Below are 23,866 nucleotides of genomic sequence, written 5' to 3'. Positions count from 1 at the left end.
AATATGCGCGGCGAGTGCGCATGCTTGCCTCAGCTGCCGAAGGGCAGCGTGCCAGGGGGGATCTGGTAACCGGAGCTGCCCGCGAAGACGCTCCCCCATGCATTGAGCAGCCAGTTGAGCGCGTTGGTGATCATTCAATCCTCCATTGTGTCGACTGCCAGCTGTTTGCCGATCGAACGAATATCGCGACGCCAATTGATCACGTTACGAAATTCGGGCGTCGTAGCGCGCGCAGCACAGTGCGCGCCCGAGCCGATCTGCCGCAAACGACCGGCCCGGTGCGCTCGCCTCACCGGACACCAGGACAATGGGTCCGTGCGCGAACAGATAGCGATGGCCGCGCGGTCCGGCCTGCTTCGAACGGTGCGGTCCGACCGCCCGATCGATCTCGCGCACACCATCGCGCCGCTGCGCCGCGGGGCGGGCGACCCTTGCCACCGGGAGACCGCCGACGGCGCGCACTGGCATGCATCGCGAATGCCGAGCGGTCCGGTGACCTACCGGCTCGTCCAGGACGACCGGTGTTCGGTGCGCGGGCAAGCGTGGGGGCCCGGCGCGGCCGAATTCCTCGACCGGCTCGAGCACATGCTCTGCCTCGACGAGGACCTGTCCGATTTCGCTCCTGAGCATCCCAAGGTGGTCGAGGCGCACCGCCGCTTCCCCGGTCTGCGCATGCTGCGGACCGGCTTGGTTCTCGAATCACTTGTGCCCGCCGTTCTCGAACAGAAGGTGCACACCATCTCGGCGCGCGCCTCGTGGCGAAAGCTGGTGCGTCAGTTCGGTGAACCAGCGCCGGGGCCCGCTCCGGAGGGATTACGCTTGCCACCGGATGCCGAAACCTGGCGGCGCATCCCGTCCTGGACCTTCCACCGCGCGAACGTCGGTCCCCAGCGCGCGCAGACCATCGTGCGCGCGGCCAGGCTCGCGGAGTCGCTGGAGCGCACCGCAGATCAGGATCCGGCGGAAGCGGCACGCAGGCTGTGCTCGGTGCCTGGCATCGGGATATGGACGGCCGCCGAGACCGCCCAGCGCGTCTACGGCGACGCCGACGCGCTCTCGGTCGGCGACTATCACTTGTCCGCCGTCGTCGGCTGGACCTTGCTCGGACGCCCGATCGACGACGAGGCGATGGTCGAGTACCTCGAACCCCTTCGCCCCCATCGCTATCGGGCTATCCGTCTGCTGGAGATCAGCGGCCTGGCATTCAAGCCGAAATTCGGCCCGCGTACTCCGCTCACCGATCACACCTGGCACTGACTCAGAGTTGCAGCGCCCGCTCGTCCAAGACGCATTTGCCGGATTCGACCAGCGTGGTCCTGGCCCGTCGGCGCACCAGGCAGCTGTCGACGGTGCAGTCGATATGTAATTGCATTGCCGCGTGGGCCTGTTCGTCGGTCATCACGCCTGGGTCGCGTCCGCAGACCAGCAGTCCGGCGACGTGCATGTTCAGATTCGTCGATTGCATCAGGCGACTCCCACCCGCTCGCGGGCGGCGCCGAATAGTCGGGGGCGCCGCGGCGCAGGCCTTTCGTCCCACGGCGCTTGGTGCACCGCCATGCCGACCGCCTCGAGCGCGGTGAGCCCCACCTCGTCGGCGAGCCCACCGACGGTGTCAAGCAGGGTTGGCACCACTTCGGCAACCCGCAGCGCCGCAACCGCTTGCGCGCAGGTGAGTGTGCGCCCGGGCAGGTACGAGACCACCCAGCTCTCCTGTCCGACGCTGCGCGCTCGATGCGGGGTCAGATCGCTGGTCATCAACGACGACCCTATGACGTGTACGGCCATGACTCCTCGTTCCTGGGTCCGTTTCGGGTGCGGCGCTCGATCCGAGCACACTTCCAGCACACCACTGCAGTCGCCACGACACGGCAGTGTTCGGGGATCTCAGAAGATTTCGCGCGAATTCCCAGCACGAAATCCAACCGGGAGGGCAGGATTCTCCATAGTGGATGAAGAAGTCCGCCACCGACGTTGGACAACGCCAGCAGTGCCACACGAAGCCCCATTGCCCTTATTGCCCAAGCGAAGTCACGGGGAACCGAGCTTGTTGGTGCGCCCCGGATCGCCTCGGGTGAGGAGTCCGAGCACAGAACGGAGCGTACTGTGTCAGCGAGTTCGGCAGGAACAGCAGCGAATTCGGAGCGCGCGGTTTCGGAGACCCACCGCTCGCCCGCGGCCTCCGACAACGGCTCCTCCACCCTACCGCGTCGGCAGTTGGGCCGATACCTCAGGGACTGGCGTACCCAGGCCGGGCTCACCATCGCCGACGCCGCCCGCCTGATGGAGTGGGGCGCCAGCACTTTGCAGCGGCTGGAAAAGGGGCAGGCCGACCGCATCCGCACCATCGACATCCAGGAGCTGTGTCGCATCTACGGCATCCCCGGCGAGCTCTGCGACGGGCTCAAGGGCCTGGCGCAGCAGGCCGCGGTGAAGAGCTGGTGGCACGCCTTCGGCGATCTGATCCCCGAAAACTTCGACGTCTATGTCGGTTTGGAAGCTTCGGCGCGGGAGCTGCGCTCCTACCAACCCGAGCTCGTGCTCGGCCTGTTGCAGATCCCCGACTACGCGCGGGCACTGAACCGGCTCTGCTACCCCGAAGACACCGAGGACGAAATCGAGCGGCGCGTGCAACTACGCATCCAACGCCAAGCTCTCGTCACGAGGAAGGCCTCACCGGCTACGGTGGACGTGGTGTTGCACGAGTCCGTGCTGCACCGTGCGGTGGGTGGCGCCAAAGTGATGGCGGCGCAGCTACGTCATCTCGCCGATTTCAGCACCAGACCCAATGTCTCCCTGCGTATCCTGCCGTTCGCGGCCGGCGTCCCGCTCGGCGATTCCACGGGTCCGTTCTCCGTTCTGAAGTTCGGCACCGACAGCAAGGGACATCAGGTCGAGCCTCCGGTGGTGTACGTAGAAGGCTTCACCGGGGACCTCTACCTCGAAAGACCGGCCGATGTTCAGCGTTACCACCTGGCACACGAGTGCCTCCAGCGCTCTGCGCTGGACATCCAACCCAGTAGACATCTGCTTCGGCAGTTAGCGAAGGAGTGTGCGGCATGAGCACCGAACTCGTCGGCGCGACCTGGATCAAGAGCACCCGTTCGGGCAGTAGGGACTGCGTGGAAGTGGCCTTCCTGCCCAGCGGGCAGGTCGGTGTGCGCGACAGCAAGAATCCCGAGGGTCCGGCTTTGGTCTTCACGCCAAGCGAGTGGGACGCCTTCTCGGCGGGCGTCGCCGACGGCGAATTCGCCCGTCCGTGAGCATGTCCGAGGACACCGCGCACGGCAAGCTCGGCGCCACAGTGGATTTGACCGGCGCGGAGTGGCGCAGCGCGGGCGGCGCGGGATCCGGGGGTGTGGAAGTGGCGCTGCTCGCGGCGGGTCACGTCGCGCTGCGCAGTGCCGAGGACCCGGACGGTCACGTGCTGGTGTTCACCCCGGGGGAATGGGTCGCCTTCACCGCGGGGGTGCACGACGGCGAGTTCGATCTACCTTGACGTTCGACGGCCCGGCCTGGCGGCGCGAAAGCCCGGGGGCCGGGCCGTGACGTATCCGGGACCGTGATCATCTTTGACGTAGAGATCACGAAACGGAGCAGATTCGACAACGGTTACACGTTTACCTCGGCCAAGAGCGGGTAGCCCACAGCTTGTGGACCGTGGGTTGAAGAACTCCCCACCCCGGTACAAGAAGCTGCGGCCGGACGATTGGGTGGAATGGCTGATCGTCGCGCTGCTCTTCGCGGTGTCATCGGTGGGCGTGTATGTACTCACCAGCTCACTGCTGTCGGCCCTGTTCGTCGGTGCGCTGGTGTGGCTTGTCGCCATAGGTGTCGTCGCGACGCTGTGAACGGGTGCGCCGGCCGGCCGGGCCGAAACCCGGCCGGTTGTCATCGGCGCCCTGTAAGGCCGCCCCGTAAGGCCGCCATCTAAGGCTCAGCGCCGAAAGAGCTTGTTCCCCAGCCAGACCAGCGGATCGTACTTGTGGTCGACCACCCGTTCCTTGAGCGGGATCAGCGCGTTGTCGGTGATCTTGATGTTCTCCGGGCACACCTCGGTGCAGCACTTGGTGATGTTGCACAGGCCGAGACCCTGGTCCTGCTGGGCCAATTCGCGGCGATCGGCGACGTCGAGCGGATGCATCTCCAGCTCCGCAATGCGCATCAGGAAGCGCGGTCCGGCGAACGCCTCCTTGTTCTCCTCGTGGTCGCGCACCACGTGACAGGTGTTCTGACAGAGGAAGCACTCGATGCACTTGCGGAACTCCTGCGAGCGTTCCACGTCCACCTGGCTCATCCGGTAGTCACCGGGCTTCAGATCCGGCGCCGGAGTGAACGACGGGATCTCCCTCGCCTTCTCGTAGTTGAACGACACGTCCGTCACCAGATCGCGGATCACCGGGAAGGTGCGCAACGGCGTCACGGTGATCAGCTCGTCGGGCTGGAAAGTCGACATGCGAGTCATGCACAGCAGGCGCGGACGGCCGTTGACCTCCGCGGAGCACGAACCGCACTTGCCCGCCTTGCAGTTCCACCGCACCGCTAGGTCGGGCGCCTGGGTGGCCTGTAGCCGGTGGATGATGTCGAGCACCACCTCGCCCTCCTTCACCTCGACGGTGAAGTCCTCGAGCGCGCCGCCGTCCTGATCACCGCGCCACACGCGGAATTTGGCGTCGTAACCCATTGCTACGCCTCACCTTCTGTGACCGAACTGGCCGGATGGCCGGCAAGCTCGGCGGAGTTGTAATACTTTTCGAGTTCGGTGAGGTCGAAAAGCGCCAGCAGGTCGGCGCGCATCGGCTTCTGATCCTCCGGCGTCACCCGCACCCGGGGCACGGTGGCCGACGCGTCGGCTGGGTCGATCGCGCAGACCAGCAGCTTGTTGCGCCAGGCCGCGTCCATCGCGGGGAAGTCGTCGCGGGTGTGCCCGCCGCGGCTCTCGGTGCGCAGCAGCGCGGCCTGCGCCACGCACTCGCTGACCAGCAGCATGTTGCGCATATCGATGGCCAGATGCCAGCCGGGGTTGAACTGCCGATGCCCCTCCACGGTGACGAGCTCGAAGCGTTTCCGCAGCCCATCCAGACGCTCGATGGCCTGCTCGAGCTCGTGTTCCTTGCGGATGATGCCGACCAGGTCGTTCATCGCCTGCTGCAGATCGGTGTGCAGGGTGTAGGGATTCTCGCCGGAGCCGTCGGCGGGCGGATCGAACGGCGCAAGAGCGGCTTTCGCCGCCGCCGCGATATCGGCGTCGGCTACCCCGGGGTGCTCGGTCAGCTGTTCCACATAGGTCGCCGCGCCGAGCCCGGCCCGGCGTCCGAAGACCAGCAGATCCGACAGCGAGTTGCCGCCGAGACGGTTCGAGCCGTGCATGCCGCCGGAACATTCGCCCGCCGCGAACAGTCCGGGCACCGTCGCGGCGCCGGTGTCCGGATCGACCTCGATGCCGCCCATCACGTAGTGACAGGTCGGGCCGACCTCCATCGGCTCCTTGGTGATGTCGACGTCGGCAAGCTCCTTGAACTGGTGATACATCGAGGGCAGGCGGCGCCGGATCTCCTCGGCGGGCAGCCGGGACGCGATGTCGAGGTAGACGCCGCCGTGCTCGGTGCCGCGCCCGGCCTTGACCTCGGAGTTGATCGCCCGGGCCACCTCGTCGCGCGGCAGCAGGTCCGGCGTACGGCGGGCCGAGTCGTTGTCCTTCAGCCACTGATCGGCCTCGGCCTCGGTCTCGGCGTACTGGCCCTTGAAGACCGAAGGGATGTAGTCGAACATGAACCGCTTGTCATCGGTGTTCTTCAGCACGCCGCCGTCGCCGCGCACGCCCTCGGTGACCAGGATGCCCTTCACGCTGGGCGGCCACACCATGCCGGTCGGGTGGAATTGCAGGAACTCCATGTTGATCAGCGTCGCGCCGGCCCGCAGCGCCAGCGCGTGCCCGTCGCCGGTGTACTCCCACGAGTTCGAGGTCACCTTGTACGACTTGCCGATGCCGCCGGTCGCGAGCACCACCGCGGGCGATTCGAAGAGCACGAACTTGCCCGATTCGCGCCAGTAGCCGAACGCGCCCGAGATCCGGTCGCCGTCCTTGAGCAGCTCGGTGATGGTGCACTCGGCGAACACCTTGATGCGCGACTCGTAGTCGCCGGTCTCGGCGTGATCCTCCTGCTGCAGCGAGACGATCTTCTGCTGCATGGTGCGGATGATCTCGAGACCGGTGCGGTCGCCCACGTGCGCGAGCCGCGGGTAGGTGTGGCCGCCGAAATTGCGCTGACTGATCCGGCCGTCCGCGGTCCGGTCGAACAGCGCACCGTAGGTCTCCAGCTCCCAGACCCGGTCCGGGGCCTCCTGGGCGTGCAGTTCGGCCATGCGCCAGTTGTTGAGGAACTTGCCTCCGCGCATGGTGTCCCTGAAATGCGTTTGCCAACTGTCCTTTTCGTTGGCGTTGCCCATCGAGGCGGCGCAGCCGCCCTCGGCCATCACGGTGTGCGCCTTACCGAACAGGGACTTGCACACCACCGCGACGGAGAGCCCGTGTTCGCGGGCCTCGATCACCGCGCGCAGTCCGGCGCCACCGGCACCGATAACGACGACGTCGTACTTGTGCCGTTCCACTTCTGGCATTGCCGCGAGTACTCCTGAGTCGAGCGGTCAGTTGATGAACCGCAGGTCCGAAATGGTGTTGCTGGCCACCAACATCACGTAGAAGTCGGTCAGCACGAGGGTGCCGAGCGTGGTCCACGCCAGCGCCATGTGACGGGTGTTGAGCTTGGACACCTGGGTCCAGAACCAGTACCGCACCGGGTGGGCCGAGAAGTGCTTCAACCTGCCGCCCGCGATGTGCCTGCAGGAATGGCACGACAGCGTGTAGGCCCACAGCAGGATCACGTTGCCGAGCAGGACGATGTTGCCGAGGCCGAAGCCGAACCCGCCGTCCTTGCCGTGGAAGGCGACGATCGCGTCGTAGCTGTTGATCACCGAAACCACCACGGCCACATAGAAGAAGTAGCGGTGCGCGTTCTGGACGATCAGCGGCAGCCGGGTCTCGCCGGTGTACTTGGCGTGCGGCTCGGCCACGGCGCAGGCCGGCGGGGAGAACCACACCGCGCGGTAGTAGGCCTTGCGGTAGTAGTAGCAGGTCAAACGGAAGCCGAGCAGGAAGGGCAGTACCACGAAGCCAAGCGGTATCCACATCGGCAGCTCGGGGAAGGGTTCGCCGAAGTGGCTGGAGCCGGGGACGCACGAGACGCTCAGGCACGGCGAGTAGAACGGCGTCAGGTAGTGGTAGTCCGGCACCCAATATGCCGTTCGCACATACGATCTGACAGTCGCGTAGATGACGAAGGCGGCCAGCCCGAGCATGGTGAACAGCGGCGGCACCCACCAGCGGTCGGTGCGGAGCGTGCGCTCGGAGATTCGGGCCCTGGTCTTGCTGAAAACGCCGGTCCCTTGGGGGGTGGCGGTCGGTGCGGCACTCACAGGTGGATGCCTCGCTGATCTGCTGTGCGGACGGAATCGATACCGCCCGCGATCCAATGTGATGCTGAGCACCATACGACACGTCAGCTATTGCGCGAGCGCGGTCCTGGCAATACCGACCCGGCCTGCCGCCTATGATTTGCGCCACACACGAGGCCGAATGCGGCTACGGCTGGATGGCCAGGCGGCGACGGAATTTCGGCCGCGGCCCTGGTCCGCGCGGTGTGAGCGGTGGGAAGACCGCTGGATGGCCCCGGCTTCGCACTCGGCGATCTCGATCCGACCGCGGTTCGCGTGCGCGCCTCGGGGTGACTCCGGGCCGGACGCGACAGGCGCCGGTCCCGGCAGTGCCGCTTCGAATCGGCTTCTGCGACAACGACGATGGATCGCGCGGTTCCACGGGCTCGACCGGATTGGACCGCCTGTGGTGTCGACCCGGCCGACCACGGCGCGTCGTCGGTCGGGCAGAGATCCCGTGCGGCCGATACACAGCGGTGCTCGCCCGAATCGATGGGCGAGCACCACTGTCGAGGCGCTACTTGGTGCGCGGGCGGGAGTGGAAGCCTAGGCCCTCGTCCTGTGCGCCCATCCAGGCCGCCTCGTCGGATTTGCTGTCCGGTACGTAGATGGTCTCCTGGGCACGCTGACTCACCTCGGGCGGCGGCGACTGCTCGAACTCGTCGGCATCGATGACGAGCCGGTCGAGGTCGTTTTCCAGTCGCCGCACCGTCTTCGCGTCGCCGTAGTGGGTGCGCAGTGCGCCGATGGATTGCCGGAGCTGGTTGACCGCGTAGCGCAGTTCCGCGATATCGCTGCGTGTCATCGTTACCTCCTGAGTTCCCCGGTGGCCGTGCGAGCCCGGCCAGCACGGGCGGTTCCGGGGATCTCCCCAGGGCCGCGCGCCACCGAGTCGTGTGACTCACCACACAACGTGATCTACAACACAGTACAGAAAGAATCCCGAACAAGCTCGTGCGATTCGGGATTCTCAGATTTGCGGATATGTTGCCCGCATCTTCGGGGGGTGATTCGAGGGTGCCCGCGCCCGCGGCGGTTCGCAACCGCACCGGCGAAGTTCGGCAGGATCAGCTCGCGGCGGCGTACTCCGGACCCGGGGTGGTCATCGTCGCCGAAACCCGGTTCACCAAGGCGACGATCGACAGGGCGACCTCCTCGGCGCGCTCCAGGATGACGCTGTGCCCCGCGCCTTCGACCCGGACCAGCTCGGAGCTGGTCAGCTGCGCGGCCAGCACCACCGAGTGCGCGAAGGGCACCACGATGTCGGCCGAGCCCGCGAGCACCAGCGCCGGGATGCTGCCGAGCCGGTGCAGTGTCGCGGTCTCGTCGAAGGTGATCAGCGAGCCGAGGAAGCTGGACATGGTCAGCAGCGGCGTCTCATTGAGCATGGCCGTCGCGACGGCGATCATCCTCGGATTGATCTTCCTGGTGCCGAAGCCTGCCTCGCGCATGATCGGCTCGAAGATGCGCCGGGAGAACCGCTTCGACGCCTGCATGACCCGCGGCGCGCGCAGCACCGCGGCTTGCAGCGAGACGACCGCGTACCGGTGCAGCAGGCGGCCGACGCCGACCTCGGTGAGCCCGTTGGCGGCCCCCGCGATCAGGCCGACGCCCACCACGCGCGTCCCGATGGCCTCCGGGAACAGCCGGGCGTAGGCGAGCAGCACCATCGCGCCCATGGAGTGTCCGACGAGCACCACCGGGCCGACCGGAGTCACCGCGCGCAGCACCGCGTCGAGATCGTGGCCGAGCTGGTCGATGGTGTAGGTCGACGGGTGGGCCACGCCGGATGCGCCGTGGCCGCGGTGATCGTAGAAGACCATCCTGATCGCGTCGCCCCACTGCCGGGTCAGCTGTTCCCGCAGGAAGGACCACGATTCGGTGTGCAGACAGTGCCCGTGCACGAACACGATGGTGAGCGGCGCGTCGTCGGCGCCGAAGGTGCGGACCGCGATCGGGACACCGTCGTCGGCCGACACGGTGACACGGTGGCCGTCGTAATCGGCGGCGCGGCGGGCGATCGTCGACATTGGCTCTCTCCCCTGCGGCCTGGCACCTGTGCCGGAGCGTCTTGACAGGTTGTTCGATATCCATTTCCGCGCCGTTAGCTGTCCATACCGGACGTTATGGACACGTTGTCCAACCGAGGCCGCCGGTCGATCGGTTTCGGTCGATCGACCCCTTCGCAGGAGAATCTACGAAAACCTAGCGCGACAGCTAGATAGATATAGATTCTGCTCGACGGCCGCTTCGCGACCTTCGTATCGGGCTGCCTACCGAACCTCCTAGAAACCTCTAGATTTTGCGGACACACCGGGGTCGGCAATCTATGTCTCTCTACCGAATCGGCAACACTCGCGCAGATTCGGGTGACGCCCGGTGGGGGCGAGTCCCACCGGGCGCTCCTCGCCGACCCCTACGTGGCGTGGGTTCGCGTCGAAGGCAGGAACGGACGCAGCAGATTGGCCTCGGTGGACGGGCCAACCTGCCATTCGGCGATCCACGGCCCGGTGCCCTCGCTCGGGTCGAAGATGCCGTCCTCCAGCCACTGGTATCGCCCGTCCAGCACGCCCCTGGTGAGGGTGCGGTCCTCGTCGTCGGTGTTCTCCCACAGCGCGTCGAAGAGCCTGCGCACCCGGACGCGCGATTGGCGGCAGAACGTGTCGGCGAGCTCGACGGCCGCGTGCCCTTCGGGTCCTCCGCTCGCGAGCTGCGCTTGGGCCCGCACGCAGGACGCGGACATGGCGAACAGCTCGGCGCCGATGTCGACGATGCGTCCGAGGAAGTTCTGCCGGTACTCGAGCCCGGCCTGCCAGCGCGCCATGGCGTACATCAGGGAACGCGCCTGCTTGCGGGAGCTGCGTTCGATGAACCGCAGATGCCTGGCCAGCGAACCGAATTCGGCGTAGGTGCCGGTGACGGTGCCCGCGCCGACGGCCAGCTGCGGGAACCACTTGGCATAGAAGCCGGTGGCGCCGACGGCGGCTTTGGCCTTGTCCTTGAGCTCGGCGTTGCGGTCGACGAGCGCGCCGGCGGCAGCCATGTGCGCGTCGGCCATCTCGCGGGCGATCAGCAGCCGCATGATCTCGCTGGAGCCCTCGAAGATCCGGTTGATGCGCAGGTCGCGCAGCAGCTGCTCGGCACCGACGGCCCGCTCGCCACGGGCGGCGAGCGATGCGGCGGTCTCGTAGCCGCGTCCGCCGCGGATCTGCACCAGTTCGTCGGCGATCTGGCAGCTCATCTCGCTGGCCCACAGCTTGGCGAGCGCGGCCTCGATGCGAATGTCGTTGCGGGCCTCGTCGCACATGGTCGCCGAGAGGTCGAGCGCCGCTTCCAGCGCGTAGGTGGTCGCGGCGATGAAGGAGATCTTCTCGCCCACCGCGGCGTGCTCGCCGACCGGCCTGCCCCACTGCACGCGCTGGGCACTCCACTCCCTGGCGATCTTCAACGACCACTTGGCGGCGGCGGTGCACAACGCCGGGATGGCGAGACGGCCCGCGTTGAGCGTGGTCAGCGCGATCTTGAGGCCGTCCCCCTCCCTGCCGATGAGGTTGCGCTTCGGTACACGCACGTTGTGCATACGGGTCAGGCCGTTCTCGATGCCGCGCAGACCCATGAATGCGTTGCGGCGCTCGACGGTGATTCCGGGGCTGTCGGCCTCCACCACGAACGCGGAGATTCCGCCGCGATGCCCTTCGCTCTTGGGCACCCGCGCCATCACCACGAGCAGTTCGGCGACGACACCGTTGGTGGTCCACAGCTTCACGCCGTTCAGTTCGTAGGCCTCGCCGTCGGCCGTCGGGGTCGCGGTGCTCGCCATGCGAGCCGGATCGGAACCGACGTCGGGCTCGGTCAACAGGAACGCGCTCACCGCGCCCGCCGCGCAGCGAGGCAGGAACTCCGCCTTCTGCTCGGTTGTGCCCGCCAGTTTGAGCGGCTCGGGCACGCCGATGGACTGGTGCGCGGAGAGCAGCACGCCCAGGCTGGGATGCGCCGAGCCGGCGAGCATGAGCGCGCGGTTGTAGCCGTACTGGGACAGGCCCTGGCCGCCGTAGGACTCGGGGATCTTCAGGCCGAAGCAGCCGAGTTCGGCCAAACCCTTGACGTATTCGTCCGGGATGCGGCTCTCGGCCTCGATCACCGCCCCGTCGATGCTCTCGCAGAGCGGCCGCAGCCGCGCCAGGTAGGCCTCGGTGCGGGCGGCGTCCTCCGCGCTCGGCCGCGGGTAGGGGTGGATCAGATCGAGCCGGAACCGTCCGAGAAACATCTCCTTGGCGAACGACGGTTTGGCCCAGCTGGTTTCGCGGGATTCCTCGACAAGTGCGCGAGCCTGTTCTTCGGTGGCGTCGACTTTCGCGGCAGTCGCCATGGTGTCCTCCTCGGACGTGATCAGAATCACATTCGAGTGTAGGAAAGTTGGTTACTCACCGGTAGGTGAATGGGCGTATGGATTTCTACCGATTTCTAATGATCTTGATAGAAAGATGAATACGCTTGTGCGCTCCGGTCGGGCGCGGGCTGCGGACGGACCACGTCCTCCGGTGGGTGCGCCCCCGTCGAAGCGGCGATCACACGCTGCGCAGATAGCGTCCGAAATGCGGGACCGTGAAGCCGATCGTGCCGCGCTCGGCCGAATAGATCAGCCCCTTCTTGATCAGGCCGTCGCGCGCGGGCGAGAGCGAGGCCGGTTTGCGTCCGAGCTCGGCGGCCACCGCGGCGGTCGCGACCGGGCCGTCGTCGCCGGACAGATCCGCCATGGCCCGCATGTACTCCCGCTCCGCCGGGGTTGCCCGTTCGTAACGCGATCCGAAGAACCCGACCGCCAGCTCCTCCTCGGCCGCGGGAGAGGCCACCTCGACATCCTCGGCGGTGATCGGGCTCTCCGGCGCTTGGTCCCAGACCGCCTTGCCGTAGGCCTGCACGAAATACGGATATCCATCGGCCTTTTCGTACAGCGCCTCCAGCGCCTCCTCGGTGAACTTCACCTCCTCGCGCTCGGCGGGTGCGATCAGCGCCCGGTCGGCCGACTCCCGGTCCAGCCGATCGATGCGGTGGTAGCTGAACAACCGCTCCGAATAGCTCTTCGACGCGGAGAGCACCGCGGGCAAGTGCGGCAGACCCGCCCCGACGACAATGAGCGGCGCGCCGTCCTGGCTCAGTTCGTGGCAGGCGCCGCAGATCGCGGAGATGTCGGCGGCGCCGAGGTCCTGCATCTCGTCGATGAATATCGCCATGCCGACGCCGATGTCGCCCGCGAGCGCCGCGGCTTCCTTGAGCAGCTCCACCAGATCGATCTCGATGTCGCCGGAATCGGCGCGTCCCGCTACCGCGGGCACGTCGATGCCGGGCTGCCAACGCTCCCGCATGCCCTTGTCGGCGGTGGCCCGCAACGCGAAGGCCTTGAGAATGCCGAGGAAATCGTCGACCCGCTCCGGATTGCGGTGCGCCATGGCGATGGCGCGGGTGGCCATGTGCAGCGCGGAGGAGAGCGGTCTGCGCAGTTCCTGATCCGGTCTCGCCTCGATCTTGCCGGTGCCCCAGCCGCGCGAGATGGCGGCCGAGCGAAGCTGGTTGAGCAGCACGGTCTTTCCGACGCCGCGCAATCCGGTGAGCATCACGCTGCGCTCGGGCCTGCCCCGTGCGATGCGCTCGAGCACGATGTCGAAGGCGGCGAGTTGTTTGTCGCGCCCGGCCAGTTCGGGCGGGCGCTGACCCGCCCCGGGTGCATACGGGTTGCGCACGGGGTCCATGCCCACACACCGTAGCGCGTTCGGACACGGGAATCTTCCTATCTCTACGTGATGTCGTAGAGAGGGGTATTTCGCGCTTGTCTTCTGCGCGGAAGTCTTTACGCTTGGGTCGGTTCGGTGAACGGTCGGCGCGGGAACGGAGGGGTTATGTCCGAGGAGTCAGCTCCCCACACCACCGCCGAGGTGGTCGAGTCGTGGACCGTGCCCGCGGGCGCGATCCAGGCCGGGCTGATCCGGTCCAACATCCTCGTCGCCATCGAACAGGGTTACGACGACCCGCAACTGGTCGCCGATCTCGCTGTCGGCCCCTTGGTGATGGCGTTGGGCAAACTCGAGCTGGCGGTGGGCAGGCTCGAAGCCGAACTCGCCGAGGCGCGCGGGCGGATCCTGGAGCTGGAGCGAGCGGTCGCCGATCGCGACTCGCGATCGTGAACCGGCCTCGCGCGGTTCGTAACAGTTGCCGTTCCCACCGAGACCTAGCCGTGACCTAACGGGCCAAGCAGCATTTCGCCCGGTCGTCCAGTGAATTTTCACAAGACTCCGAAATAGCCGCTCTGTGCGCTGGACAACACCACGCCGGGCATCGTAATCTCTTCGTGACTTCGTGGAGGGAGTCGCTTCGTAAGTGGAGTGGCGCCATGGAGTCACCGCCTAATCGGCTGCCGGGCCACCAGGATCCGGCTGTCGTACCGGGGACCCACAGGTTCGTCTGGGGTGAATCCGCAAAGGTCGCAGGGCCGGAGTGGTAGGGCCGATCTTCCCGGCCCGAACCCGTCAGCTAACCCGGTCGGCGGAAGAGCAGGAAGATCGGAGACTCAGCTCGGTGGGTAAACACAGCTTGCAGCGGGAATCGCGACTGCCGAATTCCGTGAAGGGTGCTCTCGTCATGGGTGCGGTGGCCGCCACTACCGGCGCGATGCCCGCGGTGCCCGCGATGGCCGCCACGATCAACATCCCCGGCATCGGTGGTTTCGATGTGCCGGTCCCCCAAGAGTTCGAGGCGCCGGTCCAGCAGCTCAACCAGCAGCTTCAGCAGGCGCTCGCCGCGCCGCAGAACGGCGCCCCGCAGGCGCCGCTCGCCGCGCCGCAGTTCCCGAACTTCCAGATGCCCAACCCGTTCGAGGTGCAGAACAGCCCGGGCGATATCGCTCTCGACGCCGCCAAGTCCAAGGTCGGCGCCATGTACTCCTGGGGCGCCGCGGGTCCGTCGAGCTTCGACTGCTCCGGCCTCGTGAAGTGGGCCTACCGGCAGGCCGGCATCGAGCTGCCCCGCACCAGCTTCGAGCAGTCCCATGTCGGCGCTCCCGTCGCCTTCCAGGACCTGCAGCCCGGTGACATCGTCGTGACCAACGGCGGCGGCCACGTCGGCCTGTACGCGGGCGACGGCAAGCTGCTCAACGCCGTTCAGTCGGGCCAGCCGGTGTCCTACACCCCGCTGCGTCCGGACATGGTGGTCACCGCGCGTCGCATCGTGGACTGACGAACACCGTCGGACGAGATCCGTCGTCGCCCGCCGCACGGCTGGAGCGGCGACGGCAGTACGCATAGTCTGGTCCAGTGCCACAGGGAGAACAGGTTGCTCCGTCGCAGGCCAGGGTCGATTCCTGGACCTGGGCGGTACGCCTGTTCAAAACCCGGTCCGCGGCCGCGGAGGCCTGCCGAGGCGGGCACGTCCGCGTCAACGGCTCGACGGCCAAACCCGCCCAACCGGTGCGGCCGGGTGATGAAATCCGTATCCGGGCAGGCGGTGTCGAACGCATCGTGATCGTCGAGCGGGTCATCACCAAGCGCGTCGGCGCTCCGGTCGCCGCGCAGTGCCTGATCGACCGCAGCCCGCCGCCGCCCTCCCGCGAGATCCTCGCGACCATGCCGCGCCGAGATCGCGGCACCGGTCGCCCCACCAAACGCGAGCGCCGCGAGACCGACCGTCTGCTCGGCCGCACCGAGGACTGACTTCTCAGGCGCTCGGGGATATCGGATGGATAGTGGTTGCGGCCTTCCACCACGATCAGGTCCTCGAGCCTGCCCGCGATGTAGAGGCCGCTTCACCGATCCCGTCCGGAACCCGACCGGATACCGATTCGCCGAAGAGCTCGCGGAGCCGGTCCGCGACCGGGGACCTGTGGCCGGTGGGCGGGTAGTCCAATGCCAGCAGATACGGTCCGCGGTACCGCAAGGTCTTGGCCAGCATCGCCGCGCCGCGCTCCGCGTCGAGGGCGGCGATCCCGGCTCGTCGCAGATGCTCCGCGCCGCCTGCCGCCGCCGCGAGGCCCGATGTCCACACTCCCCAGCCGATGCTGAGCACGCGACCGCCATCCGTCGACGCCGCGATCGCGTCCATCGCGGCGTTGGCCGCGGCGTAGGCGGCCTGGCCCGGTGCGCCGAAAGCGCCGGTGGCCGAGGAGAACAGCAGCACGAAATCGGTCGGGTCGGCCGCGGTCAGCGCCAGCAGGTCGGCCGCGGCGCCGACCTTCGGCGCGAACATCCGCGCCAGCTGATCCGCGTTCACGGCATCGAAGGCCGCGTCCTCCAGCTCACCCGCGGCATGCACCACGCCCCGGATGGTGGAGCCGCATTCGCGAATGTCGTTGAGCGCGTTCGCGAGATCGCCGCGGTCGGTCACATCGCAGCGGACGACAACCACGAGATCCTCGGACCCGTCCAGCACTGCGGGCACCGGGCGGGGCGAACGCGTCAGCACCACCACGTCGCGCGCGCCGGAGTCGAGCAGCCAGCGCACCGCTACCGCTCCGAGCGCACCGAGACCACCGGTCACCACGTAGGTTCCGCTCGGATCGATCACGATCGGCGCGGCATCGGGCGCGGCCGGGACGAACCGCCGGACGGCCGTCTCGCCTTCGGCCACTTCGAGTTCCGTCGGAAGAGTGTCGTCGGGCTCGGTGACGAGCTCGGTGAGCCGGGTGACCGTGCGCGGATCGGAGTCGGCCCACACCAAACGCACCTCGCGGCCCGATTCGAGTTGCAGCGTGCGAGTGAGTCCGGCCAGGGCGTTGGCGATGACCCCGCCGCGCCGTGCACGTGCCGGAAGCACCACCGTCAGCGAGACGATCGAGGTGTCGGACTGGGCGCGTTGCAGCAGGTCCAGCACCCGGCCGAGCGATGTCGTCGCGGTCAGATCCGCGCTGTCGTCCGGCCAGACGACCACCAGCGCGGTGCGGTCGGCGGCATCGCGGGCCGGCGATACCGATGCGAGAGCGGCGCTCGCGGCATCGGGTTCGCGCGCGATCCGTTCGGTCGGCAGCGAGCGCTCCAGCGCACGGGACAGGCGGACGGCGAGATCGGATTCCCCGACCACGAGCGTTCGCCTGAGATGTGCGACACCGGACGCGTTCGTGCCGGAACTATTTCGCGGTGTTCGCGCCGCGCTCGGCTTGTCCGCGACGACCGGCTGCCACGTTTCGATGCGGAAGACGCCGCGTTCCCCGTCGGCGAGATCGTCACCCTGGCCAACGTGATCCAGCGTCGCCGCGTCGGCGAAAAGCACGCGCACACCGGAGAACGCCAGGACTGGCACACCGTGCTGATCGGTACCGACGATGTCGCCGATCAACCCACGCGCTGTGCGCTCACGGACGACGGCGTGCGCCTCGGCCGCGACGCGCCCCGGCTCGGTGGACACCCACGCCGCGTCCATCGCGATGGGTAGCGGGACGAGTCCGTCGGGCAGTGCGCCTTCCGCGGCGGCGAGGAGATGCAGACAACCGTCCAGGGTTGCGGCACTGTGCAATTCGGCCGCGTCGAAGTGCCCGACCGCGCAGCCAGGCGTCGCCGAAAGCGAACGGAGCGAACGGAATCGCGGACCGTACTCCAGTCCCCTGCGGCGCAGCGCGTCGTAGAAGGCGCCGGGCGCCAACGGCCGCATCCGATGCTGGGCAGCGCGATTCGCGTCGACGGCGCGCATCCAGGCGACGATGTCGGCGGGAGCGGGTCCCGGTGCGGGACGCGCCGAAGCGAGTACGGTGTCGCCCGCGCGCACCCGCACGCCGGTGTCGTCCGCGTGGTACTCGGCGGCGGTCAGTACGGTCAGGTCGGCGCGTTCGTTGACCACGAAATCGGCGATCATCCCGGCCGCCGCACCGTGCGCCAGGTGCAGCAGTCTGCGGATCCAGTACACGGCCGGGACGGTCGGAATGCCCTGCACCACATGGTCGTCCAGCGAGTCCGGGCGGAAGGCCGGGATCGTCGTCTCCGTGCGCGTCTGTGTCACCAACGCGAATTGACTACGCTGCCAGCGTCTTCGCGGCGGCGAGCCGAGATACGGTCCACTCGCGGACCAGTCGAGCGAGCGACCCTCGTCGTAGAGCCGGGACAGGCAGCGCAGGAAGGTCCCTGCCTCGTCGTCGCGGGCCGCCACCGGATGCGTGGCATCACGGAAGTCGGGCAATTCCCGGGCCGCCGGAGTGAGGACGGGGTGCGGGGCCAGCTCCAGCACGGTTGCCAGTCCGTCCGCGGCGGCGCGCTCCAGCGCCGCCGCGAGTTCCACGGTGCCCGAGGCGTTCTCGGCCCAGTAGTCGCGGTCCAGCGCGGCCGTCGTCAGTACGGCGGCGCGACGCGCGGTGGAGTACACGGGCGTGTGCGGGGCGCGCGGCGCCAAATCGGCCAACCCATCGACGAATTCGGCGAGCACCGAGGCCACCTGCGGGCTGTGCGCGGCGAAGTCGACGGTGATGCGCTGCGCGAACATGCCGCGGCGCTTCGCCCGCCGCACGATGGTGTCGACATAGCGCGGTGTCCCCGACACCACCACCGAACGCGGTCCGTTCACCGCGGCGATCCCAACCTCGGCCTGGACCGGCGCGACCAGCCGCTTCGCCTCGTCCGGCGTCGCCTCCAGCAACGCCATCGCGCCCTGTCCGTCGAGCCGCGCCAAGGCGCGGCTGCGCTGCACCGCGACCCGCGCCGCGTCGGTGAGCGTCAACCCGCCGCTCACCGCGGCCGCGGCGATCTCGCCGAGGCTGTGTCCGACGACGGCGTCGGGACGAACGCCCCAGGAGTCCAACAACTTCGCCAATGCCACCTGGTAGGCGAAGATCGCGGGCTGCACCAGTTCGGTGGCCGCGCGGCCGTCTCCGCCGAGACCGAATCCGTAGCGCGGTGTCCACACCCGCGGCCCGCCCTGTGCCGCGATCGCGTCCGCGACCTCCGCGAGTGCGCGCGCGAACACGGGATAGCGCGCGGCCAACGCCCGCCCCATCCGCGCATGCTGCCCACCCTGCCCCGAGAACAGGAACAGCACACCGCCGCGCTGCCTGCCCGTGCTGGGACCGGTGATCCCGGGGCCGCTCTCGCCGCGGGCCAGCGCGCGCAATCCGGCGATCGCCTCCGCCCGGTCATGCGCGAGTACGCCTGCGCGCGCGTGTTCGGGCAGCAACCGCGCCGCCGCCGTGGCCAAGGCACTCGCCGCGGACTCGTCCGCCGCGTCGAGCCGTTGCGCCAGCGACAGCGCCTGGATCTGCAGATCGGCTACGTCGCGCCCGGTCACCGGGATCAGCAGCGGGGGCTGCTCGCCGCGCGAGGCCGCCGTCTCCGGATACCCCCGCAACACCGCGTGCGCGTTGGTCCCGCCGAACCCGAAGGAGCTCACCCCGGCCAGCCGCTCCCGCGGCGGGGTCGCGCTCCAGTCGACCGGCTCCCGTGGCACCCGCAGGCCGCGCTCGTCGAGCTTCAGCAGCGGATTCGGGGTGTCGAAGTGGATGGTCGGCGCGATGACACCGTGGTGGATCGACAGCGCGGTCTTGATCAACCCGGTCACGCCGGCCGCCGCCTCGAGATGACCGAGATTGGACTTCACCGAGCCGATCCAGGTGTCCGCGGCATTCTCGCCGGTGAGCACCGCGGCGAGCGCGCCCACTTCCACCGCGTCGCCGAGAGACGTTCCGGTGCCGTGGCATTCGATGTAGCCCGCGTCGCGCGGGTCGAGCCCGGCGCGGGACCACGCGGTGCGGATGGTTTCGCGCTGGGCGCGCCCGTTCGGCGCGTGGAGGCCGTCCGATCGTCCGTCGGAACCGACTGCCGCGCCGAGGATCTCGGCGTACACCCGGTTCCCCTCCCGATGCGCGTCGGCGGTGCGCTGCAGAACGAGCACGCCGCACCCGTCGCTGCGCGTGTAGCCGTCGGCCGCGGCGGAGAACGGTTTGCTGCGTCCGTCGGCTGCGAGGAATCCGCTCTCGGCCAGATAGTCGGAGGTGTGCGGGAGCAGCGTCAGATTCACGCCGCCGACGATCGCGAGCGGCACCGTCTCGTCCGCGAGCAGCCGCAGGGCCAGATCCACGGCCGCGAGCGAGGACGAGCACGCGCTGTCCACCACCAGGCTCGGCCCGTGCAGATCCAGCGCATAGGACAGCCGGTTGGCGATGATGCTCAATGCCGAACCGGTCACCGCGTACGGCGGGTCCTGCTCGCCGCCGCCGAGCACCGTGACGCCGTGGTCGAATCCGCACGCGCCGAAGATCACCGCCGCGTCCGAACCGCGCGTGCGATAGCCGATGCCCGCGTCGTCGAGCGCTTCGACGGATACCTCCAGCGCGACGCGCTGCTGCGGATCCATCAGCGCGGCCTCGCGGGCGGAGATGGCGAACCAGTCGTTGTCGAACCACTCGATGTCGTCGAGATAGCCGGCCCGCCTGGTCACCGCGCGGCCCGGCGGTGGATCGCCGGTGGCGTCGCGCCCGCTCGTCAGCAGTCGCCAGAATTCGTCCAAGCCCGCTGCGCCGGGTACCCGGCACGCCATGCCGATGATGGCGACCGGTGGCTGCGTGGACGGAGTGCCCGCCGTCATGGCATCGCGAGGAACGCGGCCAGCTGCTCGATATCGGGGTGGTCGTACACGGCTTCCAGCGACACCTCGACGCCCATCGCGTCCTCGAGCTGTGCGGTCAGCCGCGCGAGTTGCGCCGAGCTCGGGCCGAGTTCGGCGAACGGCGTACCGGTGGACGCGGCCGCGGGCTCGACGCCGAGTAGCTCGGCGATCGCGGCCACCGCGGCGTCGGTGAGCGCGGCACGCCTGCCGCGCACGTCGGTATGGCCGTTTCGATCGGTATCACTTCGCCCGTCCGGGTGACTGGGCCGCATCTCGTCCTCCCTCCCCGTCTCCCGGCGGTTCGCGGCCCGGGAACGGTACCCTCGCGATTATGCCGCACCGGGGAGGGGCCGGAAAACGTCCGTTTTCCGCTGCGCGCCTGCGCGTTTGGCGACACGCCAGGAGTTTCCGATCCCCCGCGTGTCGCCCGGATGCTTTCCGGAAGCCAGCCCGTCACTTACCGTGACAACCGTGCCGGAAGCCGCCGTGCCACGCGCGCCGAGCGGACGCCGACGCTGCCCACGTGCTGCGCTGCTGCGCCGCGCTCGCCGCGACTCCGGCGCGGTTGCTGCGCTTGCGCCGTCCCGGCACCGACCTATTGGCGCGGCCGTCGCCGAGCCGCCGCGGCTCTCCGCTCCATCCGGCTCACCGTGCCGGGCGCAGCGGGATATGACCGCTCTGGAGACCATCGCCGCCGAGGGCGTGCGCGCCTGGCCGGGAGTCGACGGCGCGGCTCAGGCGAGGATGGAGGTGAGGCGAGCGCTGATGAGCTCCTCCGCCTCCGCCACCATGCGGCCGATCAGCTCGGCGCAGGTCGGGATGTCGTGGATCAGGCCCTGGGCCAGACCCGCCGACCAGATGCCGGCGTCCAGGTCGCCCTCTTCGAAGACCCGGCGGCCACGCGCTCCCGCGACCAGTTCCCGCACGTCCTCGAAAGTGCCGCCAGCCTTTTCGATTTCGACCACCTTGCGGCTGATCGCGTTGTCCGCGACGCGCGCGGTGTTGCGCAGGGTGCGGAAGATCAGCTGGGTGTCGAGCTCGCTGTTGGCGACGATCTGCTCCTTGACCTTCTGGTCGATCGCCGACTCCGCGGTGCACAGGAAGCGGGTGCCCATGTTGACGCCGTCCGCGCCGAGCGCGAGTGCGGCGACCAGGCCGCGGGCGTCGGCGATGCCGCCGGAGGCGATCATGGGGATATCCAGCACGCGCGCCGCGGCGGGGATCAGGATCAGACCGGGGATGTCGTCCTCGCCGGGGTGACCGGCGCATTCGAAGCCGTCGATGCTCACGCCGTCGACGCCGATCGTCTGCGCCTTGAGCGCGTGCCGCACGCTGGTGCACTTGTGCAGCACCTTGATCCCGGCCTCTTTGTAGTACGGCAGGAACGGTTCCGGATTGCTGCCCGCCGTCTCGACGATCTGCACGCCGCTTTCGATGATGACCTGCACGTACTCCGCGTACGGCGGAGGGTTGATCGAGGGCAGGATGGTGACGTTCACGCCGAAGGGCTTGTCGGTCAGCTCCCGGGTGCGTTCGATCTCTTCGCGCAGAGCATCGGGGGTCGGCTGGGTCAGCGCTGTGATGAAGCCGAGCCCGCCCGCGTTGGCGACGGCGGCGACGAGTTCGGCCCGGCCGACCCACATCATGCCGCCCTGCACGATCGGGTGCTCGATCCCGAATTCCTCGGTGAACCTGGTACGCAGCATTGCGCTCTCCTCCGTGTGACGGCGGCGTCCGGGGATCGCTCGCCGCTGTGTTGCCCGAACCGCTGTGTTGCCCGAACCGCTGTTGCCCGAACCGCTGTGTCGCTGGAACCGCTGTGTTCCTCGAACCGCTTTGCGCCCGAACCGCTGTGCTGCCGGAACCGCTTGTGTTCGTCGAATCGTGGCGGCTCGGCGCGCCGCAAAGCCGTGCCGCGCGGGCGTGCCGGCCCGCCCCGACGCCATGATGGTGACACGAGAATCGGCTTGCGTACAACTGGTAAGTGAGTCGTCGTTCGCATGACTAAGTGCGTGTGAATCGCTCGATGGGAGCGAATGAAGACGAATGATCCCTGCAAAATCGCAGCTGGAGGCAGTTTTGTCGACCATGGAACCGCATTGAGTCAATTAACGATGATTCATCTCTTGATCTCTTGCTGCTCGGTTAAGTTAGTTGTTATTCTCGTCTCAACTCAGCCCACGCGATCGGCCAGCCGGCGGACGCGGCAGGCGGTCCGAGAGGAGTACGTGGCATGACCACCGGTGCACAGGCGCTCGACGAGCCGTTCAGGTCGCGGCGCAACCACTGGAACAACCAGATCGCCTCCCACGCGCAGATGCGCCCGGACGCGGTCGCCCTTCGGTTCCGTGGCGTGGACACGACGTGGCAGCAGCTGCACGAGCGCTCGCAGAAGTTCGCCGACGCGCTGGCCAGGCGCGGCGTCGGGTTCGGCGACCGGGTGATCGTCCTCGCGCTGAACTACCCCGAATACATCGAGGCGGTCTTCGGCATCAACGCGCTCGGCGCCATCGCGGTGCCGGTGAACTTCCGGCTCACCCCGCCGGAGGTCGCCTACATCGTCGGCGACAGCGGGGCCAAGGCCATCGTCACCGACACGGTCTTGCGGCCGCTGGCCACCGCCATGCTCGCGCAGGCCTCCGCGCTGGAGACCTGCATCGTGATAGGCGGAAAGAGTGGCGAAGGCGTGCTCGGCTACGACGACGTGCTGGCCGAGGAGGGGACGGCCCACACGCCGCTGGACATTCCCGAGGACACCCCCTCCCTGATCATGTACACCTCGGGCACCACGGGCAGCCCGAAGGGCGCGGTGCTCTCACACGCGAACATGAACGCGCAGGCGCTGACCTGTATCCGGGCCATGGATCTCGGACCCGAATCCATCGGCTTCTGCACCTCGCCCCTGTTCCACATCGCCGGACTCGGCAGTCTCGCACCGTATTTCCTGCTCGGCGGCAAGACCGTGTTGCATCCGCTCGGCGCGTTCGATCCCACCGAGTTCCTGGACGCCGTCGAGAAGGAGCAGGCCACCACCGCGTTCTGCGTGCCCGCTCAGTGGCAGGCCATCTGCGCCGAGCCAACGGTGAAGGACCGCAAGCTCGCGCTGACCATGCTCAGCTGGGGCGCGGCGCCCGCGTCGGACTCGGTATTGCGCGCCATGGCGGAATGCTTCCCGAACGCCGCCAACGTCGCGGTGTTCGGCCAGACGGAGATGTCGCCGATCACCTGCGTGCTGGAAGGCGGGGACGCGCTGCGCAAGCTCGGTTCGGTGGGCAAGCCGATCCCGACCATCCAGGCCCGCATCGTGGACGACGAGATGAACGACGTCGCACCCGGCGAGGTCGGCGAGATCGTCTATCGCGGACCGACTCTCATGCAGGGCTACTGGAACAAGCCGGAAGCCACCGCGGAGGCCTTCGCGGGCGGCTGGTTCCACTCCGGCGATCTGGTCCGCGCGGACGACGAGGGGTTCGTCTGGGTGGTCGACCGCAAGAAAGACATGATCATCTCCGGCGGCGAGAACATCTACTGCGCCGAGGTGGAGAACGTGCTCTTCGGGCACCCCAAGATTCGCGAGGCCGCCGTGGTCGGGCGCACGCACGAGAAGTGGGGCGAGGTGCCCGTCGCCGTGGTCGCGCTGATCGACCCCGACGCCGAGCTGACCCTGGACGAGCTGGAGCCGTACCTCAACGAGAACCTGGCCAGGTACAAGCACCCCAAGGACCTGGTGATCGTGCCCGAGCTGCCGCGCAACGCCAGCGGCAAGGTGGTGAAAGTCCAGCTGCGCAAGGACTATTCGTCCTAG

21 protein-coding genes and 1 riboswitch are annotated in these 23,866 nt (G+C 68.2%); of the genes, 9 read left to right on the top strand and 12 right to left on the bottom strand.

All coding sequences use genetic code 11. The annotated features are described in order from the left end of the window. Positions 1–333: 333 nt before the first annotated feature. Positions 334–1,257 carry a DNA-3-methyladenine glycosylase 2 family protein gene (locus tag AB0H50_RS08370; protein WP_357449376.1) on the top strand — a complete coding sequence of 308 codons (924 nt, stop codon included), beginning with the start codon at positions 334–336 and terminating at the stop codon, positions 1,255–1,257. A gap of 1 nt (position 1,258) precedes the next feature. Here the strand turns inward: AB0H50_RS08370 and AB0H50_RS08365 are convergent, their stop codons facing one another. Next, positions 1,259–1,465 (bottom strand): hypothetical protein, encoded by a 207-nt coding sequence (locus tag AB0H50_RS08365; RefSeq protein ID WP_357407323.1) that lies wholly within the window; start codon positions 1,463–1,465, stop codon positions 1,259–1,261. Beyond that, positions 1,465–1,755 (bottom strand): hypothetical protein, encoded by a 291-nt coding sequence (locus AB0H50_RS08360; protein WP_357448563.1) that lies wholly within the window; start codon positions 1,753–1,755, stop codon positions 1,465–1,467. Before AB0H50_RS08360 ends, AB0H50_RS08365 begins: the two co-directional genes overlap by 1 nt. A gap of 459 nt (positions 1,756–2,214) precedes the next feature. Between AB0H50_RS08360 and AB0H50_RS08355 the strand changes: the two genes are divergently transcribed. The 4 genes from AB0H50_RS08355 (at position 2,215) to AB0H50_RS08340 (ending at position 3,848) form a co-directional block, all read left to right on the top strand. After that, positions 2,215–3,060: a helix-turn-helix transcriptional regulator gene (locus tag AB0H50_RS08355; protein ID WP_357448561.1), complete on the top strand. Its 846-nt coding sequence runs from the start codon at positions 2,215–2,217 to the stop codon at positions 3,058–3,060. Then, on the top strand, positions 3,057–3,260 hold the full coding sequence (locus AB0H50_RS08350) for a DUF397 domain-containing protein (RefSeq protein ID WP_357448559.1): 204 nt from the start codon (positions 3,057–3,059) through the stop codon (positions 3,258–3,260). The genes AB0H50_RS08355 and AB0H50_RS08350 overlap by 4 nt, the downstream gene beginning before the upstream one ends. 2 nt (positions 3,261–3,262) lie before the next feature. Then, positions 3,263–3,496 carry a DUF397 domain-containing protein gene (locus AB0H50_RS08345; RefSeq protein WP_357448557.1) on the top strand — a complete coding sequence of 78 codons (234 nt, stop codon included), beginning with the start codon at positions 3,263–3,265 and terminating at the stop codon, positions 3,494–3,496. 166 nt (positions 3,497–3,662) lie between these two features. Next, positions 3,663–3,848: a hypothetical protein gene (locus AB0H50_RS08340; RefSeq protein ID WP_357448555.1), complete on the top strand. Its 186-nt coding sequence runs from the start codon at positions 3,663–3,665 to the stop codon at positions 3,846–3,848. An 86-nt stretch (positions 3,849–3,934) separates the two neighbouring features. Here the strand turns inward: AB0H50_RS08340 and AB0H50_RS08335 are convergent, their stop codons facing one another. From AB0H50_RS08335 to AB0H50_RS08305, 7 genes are all read right to left on the bottom strand, one after another. Beyond that, positions 3,935–4,681: a succinate dehydrogenase/fumarate reductase iron-sulfur subunit gene (locus tag AB0H50_RS08335; protein WP_357448553.1), complete on the bottom strand. Its 747-nt coding sequence runs from the start codon at positions 4,679–4,681 to the stop codon at positions 3,935–3,937. Positions 4,682–4,683: 2 nt separating this feature from the next. Next, entirely contained in the window at positions 4,684–6,618 is a 1,935-nt protein-coding gene (locus AB0H50_RS08330) for a fumarate reductase/succinate dehydrogenase flavoprotein subunit (protein ID WP_357448551.1), read from the bottom strand. Between the two features lie 27 nt (positions 6,619–6,645). After that, complete coding sequence (locus tag AB0H50_RS08325) at positions 6,646–7,473, bottom strand: hypothetical protein (protein ID WP_357448549.1); 828 nt, start codon at positions 7,471–7,473, stop codon at positions 6,646–6,648. Positions 7,474–8,008: 535 nt separating this feature from the next. Further along, a complete protein-coding gene (locus AB0H50_RS08320; protein ID WP_357448547.1) occupies positions 8,009–8,296 on the bottom strand; it encodes a hypothetical protein in 288 nt (95 codons plus the stop codon). A 262-nt stretch (positions 8,297–8,558) separates the two neighbouring features. Continuing rightward, on the bottom strand, positions 8,559–9,521 hold the full coding sequence (locus AB0H50_RS08315) for an alpha/beta hydrolase (RefSeq protein WP_357448545.1): 963 nt from the start codon (positions 9,519–9,521) through the stop codon (positions 8,559–8,561). 386 nt (positions 9,522–9,907) lie between these two features. Next, entirely contained in the window at positions 9,908–11,860 is a 1,953-nt protein-coding gene (locus tag AB0H50_RS08310; RefSeq protein ID WP_357449374.1) for an acyl-CoA dehydrogenase family protein, read from the bottom strand. Between the two features lie 199 nt (positions 11,861–12,059). Beyond that, entirely contained in the window at positions 12,060–13,241 is a 1,182-nt protein-coding gene (locus AB0H50_RS08305) for an ATP-binding protein (protein WP_357448543.1), read from the bottom strand. A 147-nt stretch (positions 13,242–13,388) separates the two neighbouring features. Between AB0H50_RS08305 and AB0H50_RS08300 the strand changes: the two genes are divergently transcribed. From AB0H50_RS08300 to AB0H50_RS08290, 3 genes are all read left to right on the top strand, one after another. Next, positions 13,389–13,673: a hypothetical protein gene (locus AB0H50_RS08300; RefSeq protein WP_357448541.1), complete on the top strand. Its 285-nt coding sequence runs from the start codon at positions 13,389–13,391 to the stop codon at positions 13,671–13,673. 206 nt (positions 13,674–13,879) lie between these two features. Next, positions 13,880–14,049: riboswitch (cyclic di-AMP (ydaO/yuaA leader) on the top strand. Positions 14,050–14,127: 78 nt separating this feature from the next. Then, positions 14,128–14,721 (top strand): NlpC/P60 family protein, encoded by a 594-nt coding sequence (locus AB0H50_RS08295; RefSeq protein WP_357449372.1) that lies wholly within the window; start codon positions 14,128–14,130, stop codon positions 14,719–14,721. A 77-nt stretch (positions 14,722–14,798) separates the two neighbouring features. Continuing rightward, the gene (locus AB0H50_RS08290; protein ID WP_357448539.1) at positions 14,799–15,194 is read left to right on the top strand and encodes an RNA-binding S4 domain-containing protein; all 396 of its coding nucleotides are present in this window, start codon (positions 14,799–14,801) and stop codon (positions 15,192–15,194) included. Positions 15,195–15,249: 55 nt separating this feature from the next. Here the strand turns inward: AB0H50_RS08290 and AB0H50_RS08285 are convergent, their stop codons facing one another. The 3 genes from AB0H50_RS08285 to AB0H50_RS08275 form a co-directional block, all read right to left on the bottom strand. Further along, on the bottom strand, positions 15,250–20,040 hold the full coding sequence (locus AB0H50_RS08285; RefSeq protein WP_357448537.1) for a type I polyketide synthase: 4,791 nt from the start codon (positions 20,038–20,040) through the stop codon (positions 15,250–15,252). Next, positions 20,037–20,333 (bottom strand): acyl carrier protein, encoded by a 297-nt coding sequence (locus tag AB0H50_RS08280; RefSeq protein WP_357448535.1) that lies wholly within the window; start codon positions 20,331–20,333, stop codon positions 20,037–20,039. Before AB0H50_RS08280 ends, AB0H50_RS08285 begins: the two co-directional genes overlap by 4 nt. 462 nt (positions 20,334–20,795) lie before the next feature. Further along, entirely contained in the window at positions 20,796–21,767 is a 972-nt protein-coding gene (locus AB0H50_RS08275) for a nitronate monooxygenase (RefSeq protein WP_357448533.1), read from the bottom strand. Between the two features lie 527 nt (positions 21,768–22,294). Between AB0H50_RS08275 and fadD5 the strand changes: the two genes are divergently transcribed. Continuing rightward, complete coding sequence (gene fadD5, locus AB0H50_RS08270; protein ID WP_357448531.1) at positions 22,295–23,866, top strand: fatty-acid--CoA ligase FadD5; 1,572 nt, start codon at positions 22,295–22,297, stop codon at positions 23,864–23,866.

Source organism: Nocardia sp. NPDC050793 (assembly GCF_040654065.1).
Classification (GTDB): domain Bacteria; phylum Actinomycetota; class Actinomycetes; order Mycobacteriales; family Mycobacteriaceae; genus Nocardia.
This window is presented reverse-complemented; position numbering and strand designations above follow the sequence as displayed.

Excerpts from the sequence above, each read along its gene's own strand:
- AB0H50_RS08370 (WP_357449376.1), top strand. The coding sequence starts at position 334 with ATGGCCGCGCGGTCCGGCCTGCTTCGAACGGTGCGGTCCGACCGCCCG.
- AB0H50_RS08365 (WP_357407323.1), bottom strand. The coding sequence starts at position 1,465 with ATGCAATCGACGAATCTGAACATGCACGTCGCCGGACTGCTGGTCTGC.
- AB0H50_RS08360 (WP_357448563.1), bottom strand. The coding sequence starts at position 1,755 with ATGACCAGCGATCTGACCCCGCATCGAGCGCGCAGCGTCGGACAGGAG.
- AB0H50_RS08350 (WP_357448559.1), top strand. The coding sequence starts at position 3,057 with ATGAGCACCGAACTCGTCGGCGCGACCTGGATCAAGAGCACCCGTTCG.
- AB0H50_RS08345 (WP_357448557.1), top strand. The coding sequence starts at position 3,263 with ATGTCCGAGGACACCGCGCACGGCAAGCTCGGCGCCACAGTGGATTTG.
- AB0H50_RS08335 (WP_357448553.1), bottom strand. The coding sequence starts at position 4,681 with ATGGGTTACGACGCCAAATTCCGCGTGTGGCGCGGTGATCAGGACGGC.
- AB0H50_RS08330 (WP_357448551.1), bottom strand. The coding sequence starts at position 6,618 with ATGCCAGAAGTGGAACGGCACAAGTACGACGTCGTCGTTATCGGTGCC.
- AB0H50_RS08320 (WP_357448547.1), bottom strand. The coding sequence starts at position 8,296 with ATGACACGCAGCGATATCGCGGAACTGCGCTACGCGGTCAACCAGCTC.
- AB0H50_RS08315 (WP_357448545.1), bottom strand. The coding sequence starts at position 9,521 with ATGTCGACGATCGCCCGCCGCGCCGCCGATTACGACGGCCACCGTGTC.
- AB0H50_RS08310 (WP_357449374.1), bottom strand. The coding sequence starts at position 11,860 with ATGGCGACTGCCGCGAAAGTCGACGCCACCGAAGAACAGGCTCGCGCA.
- AB0H50_RS08305 (WP_357448543.1), bottom strand. The coding sequence starts at position 13,241 with ATGGACCCCGTGCGCAACCCGTATGCACCCGGGGCGGGTCAGCGCCCG.
- AB0H50_RS08300 (WP_357448541.1), top strand. The coding sequence starts at position 13,389 with ATGTCCGAGGAGTCAGCTCCCCACACCACCGCCGAGGTGGTCGAGTCG.
- AB0H50_RS08295 (WP_357449372.1), top strand. The coding sequence starts at position 14,128 with ATGGGTGCGGTGGCCGCCACTACCGGCGCGATGCCCGCGGTGCCCGCG.
- AB0H50_RS08285 (WP_357448537.1), bottom strand. The coding sequence starts at position 20,040 with ATGACGGCGGGCACTCCGTCCACGCAGCCACCGGTCGCCATCATCGGC.
- AB0H50_RS08280 (WP_357448535.1), bottom strand. The coding sequence starts at position 20,333 with ATGCGGCCCAGTCACCCGGACGGGCGAAGTGATACCGATCGAAACGGC.
- AB0H50_RS08275 (WP_357448533.1), bottom strand. The coding sequence starts at position 21,767 with ATGCTGCGTACCAGGTTCACCGAGGAATTCGGGATCGAGCACCCGATC.
- fadD5 (WP_357448531.1), top strand. The coding sequence starts at position 22,295 with ATGACCACCGGTGCACAGGCGCTCGACGAGCCGTTCAGGTCGCGGCGC.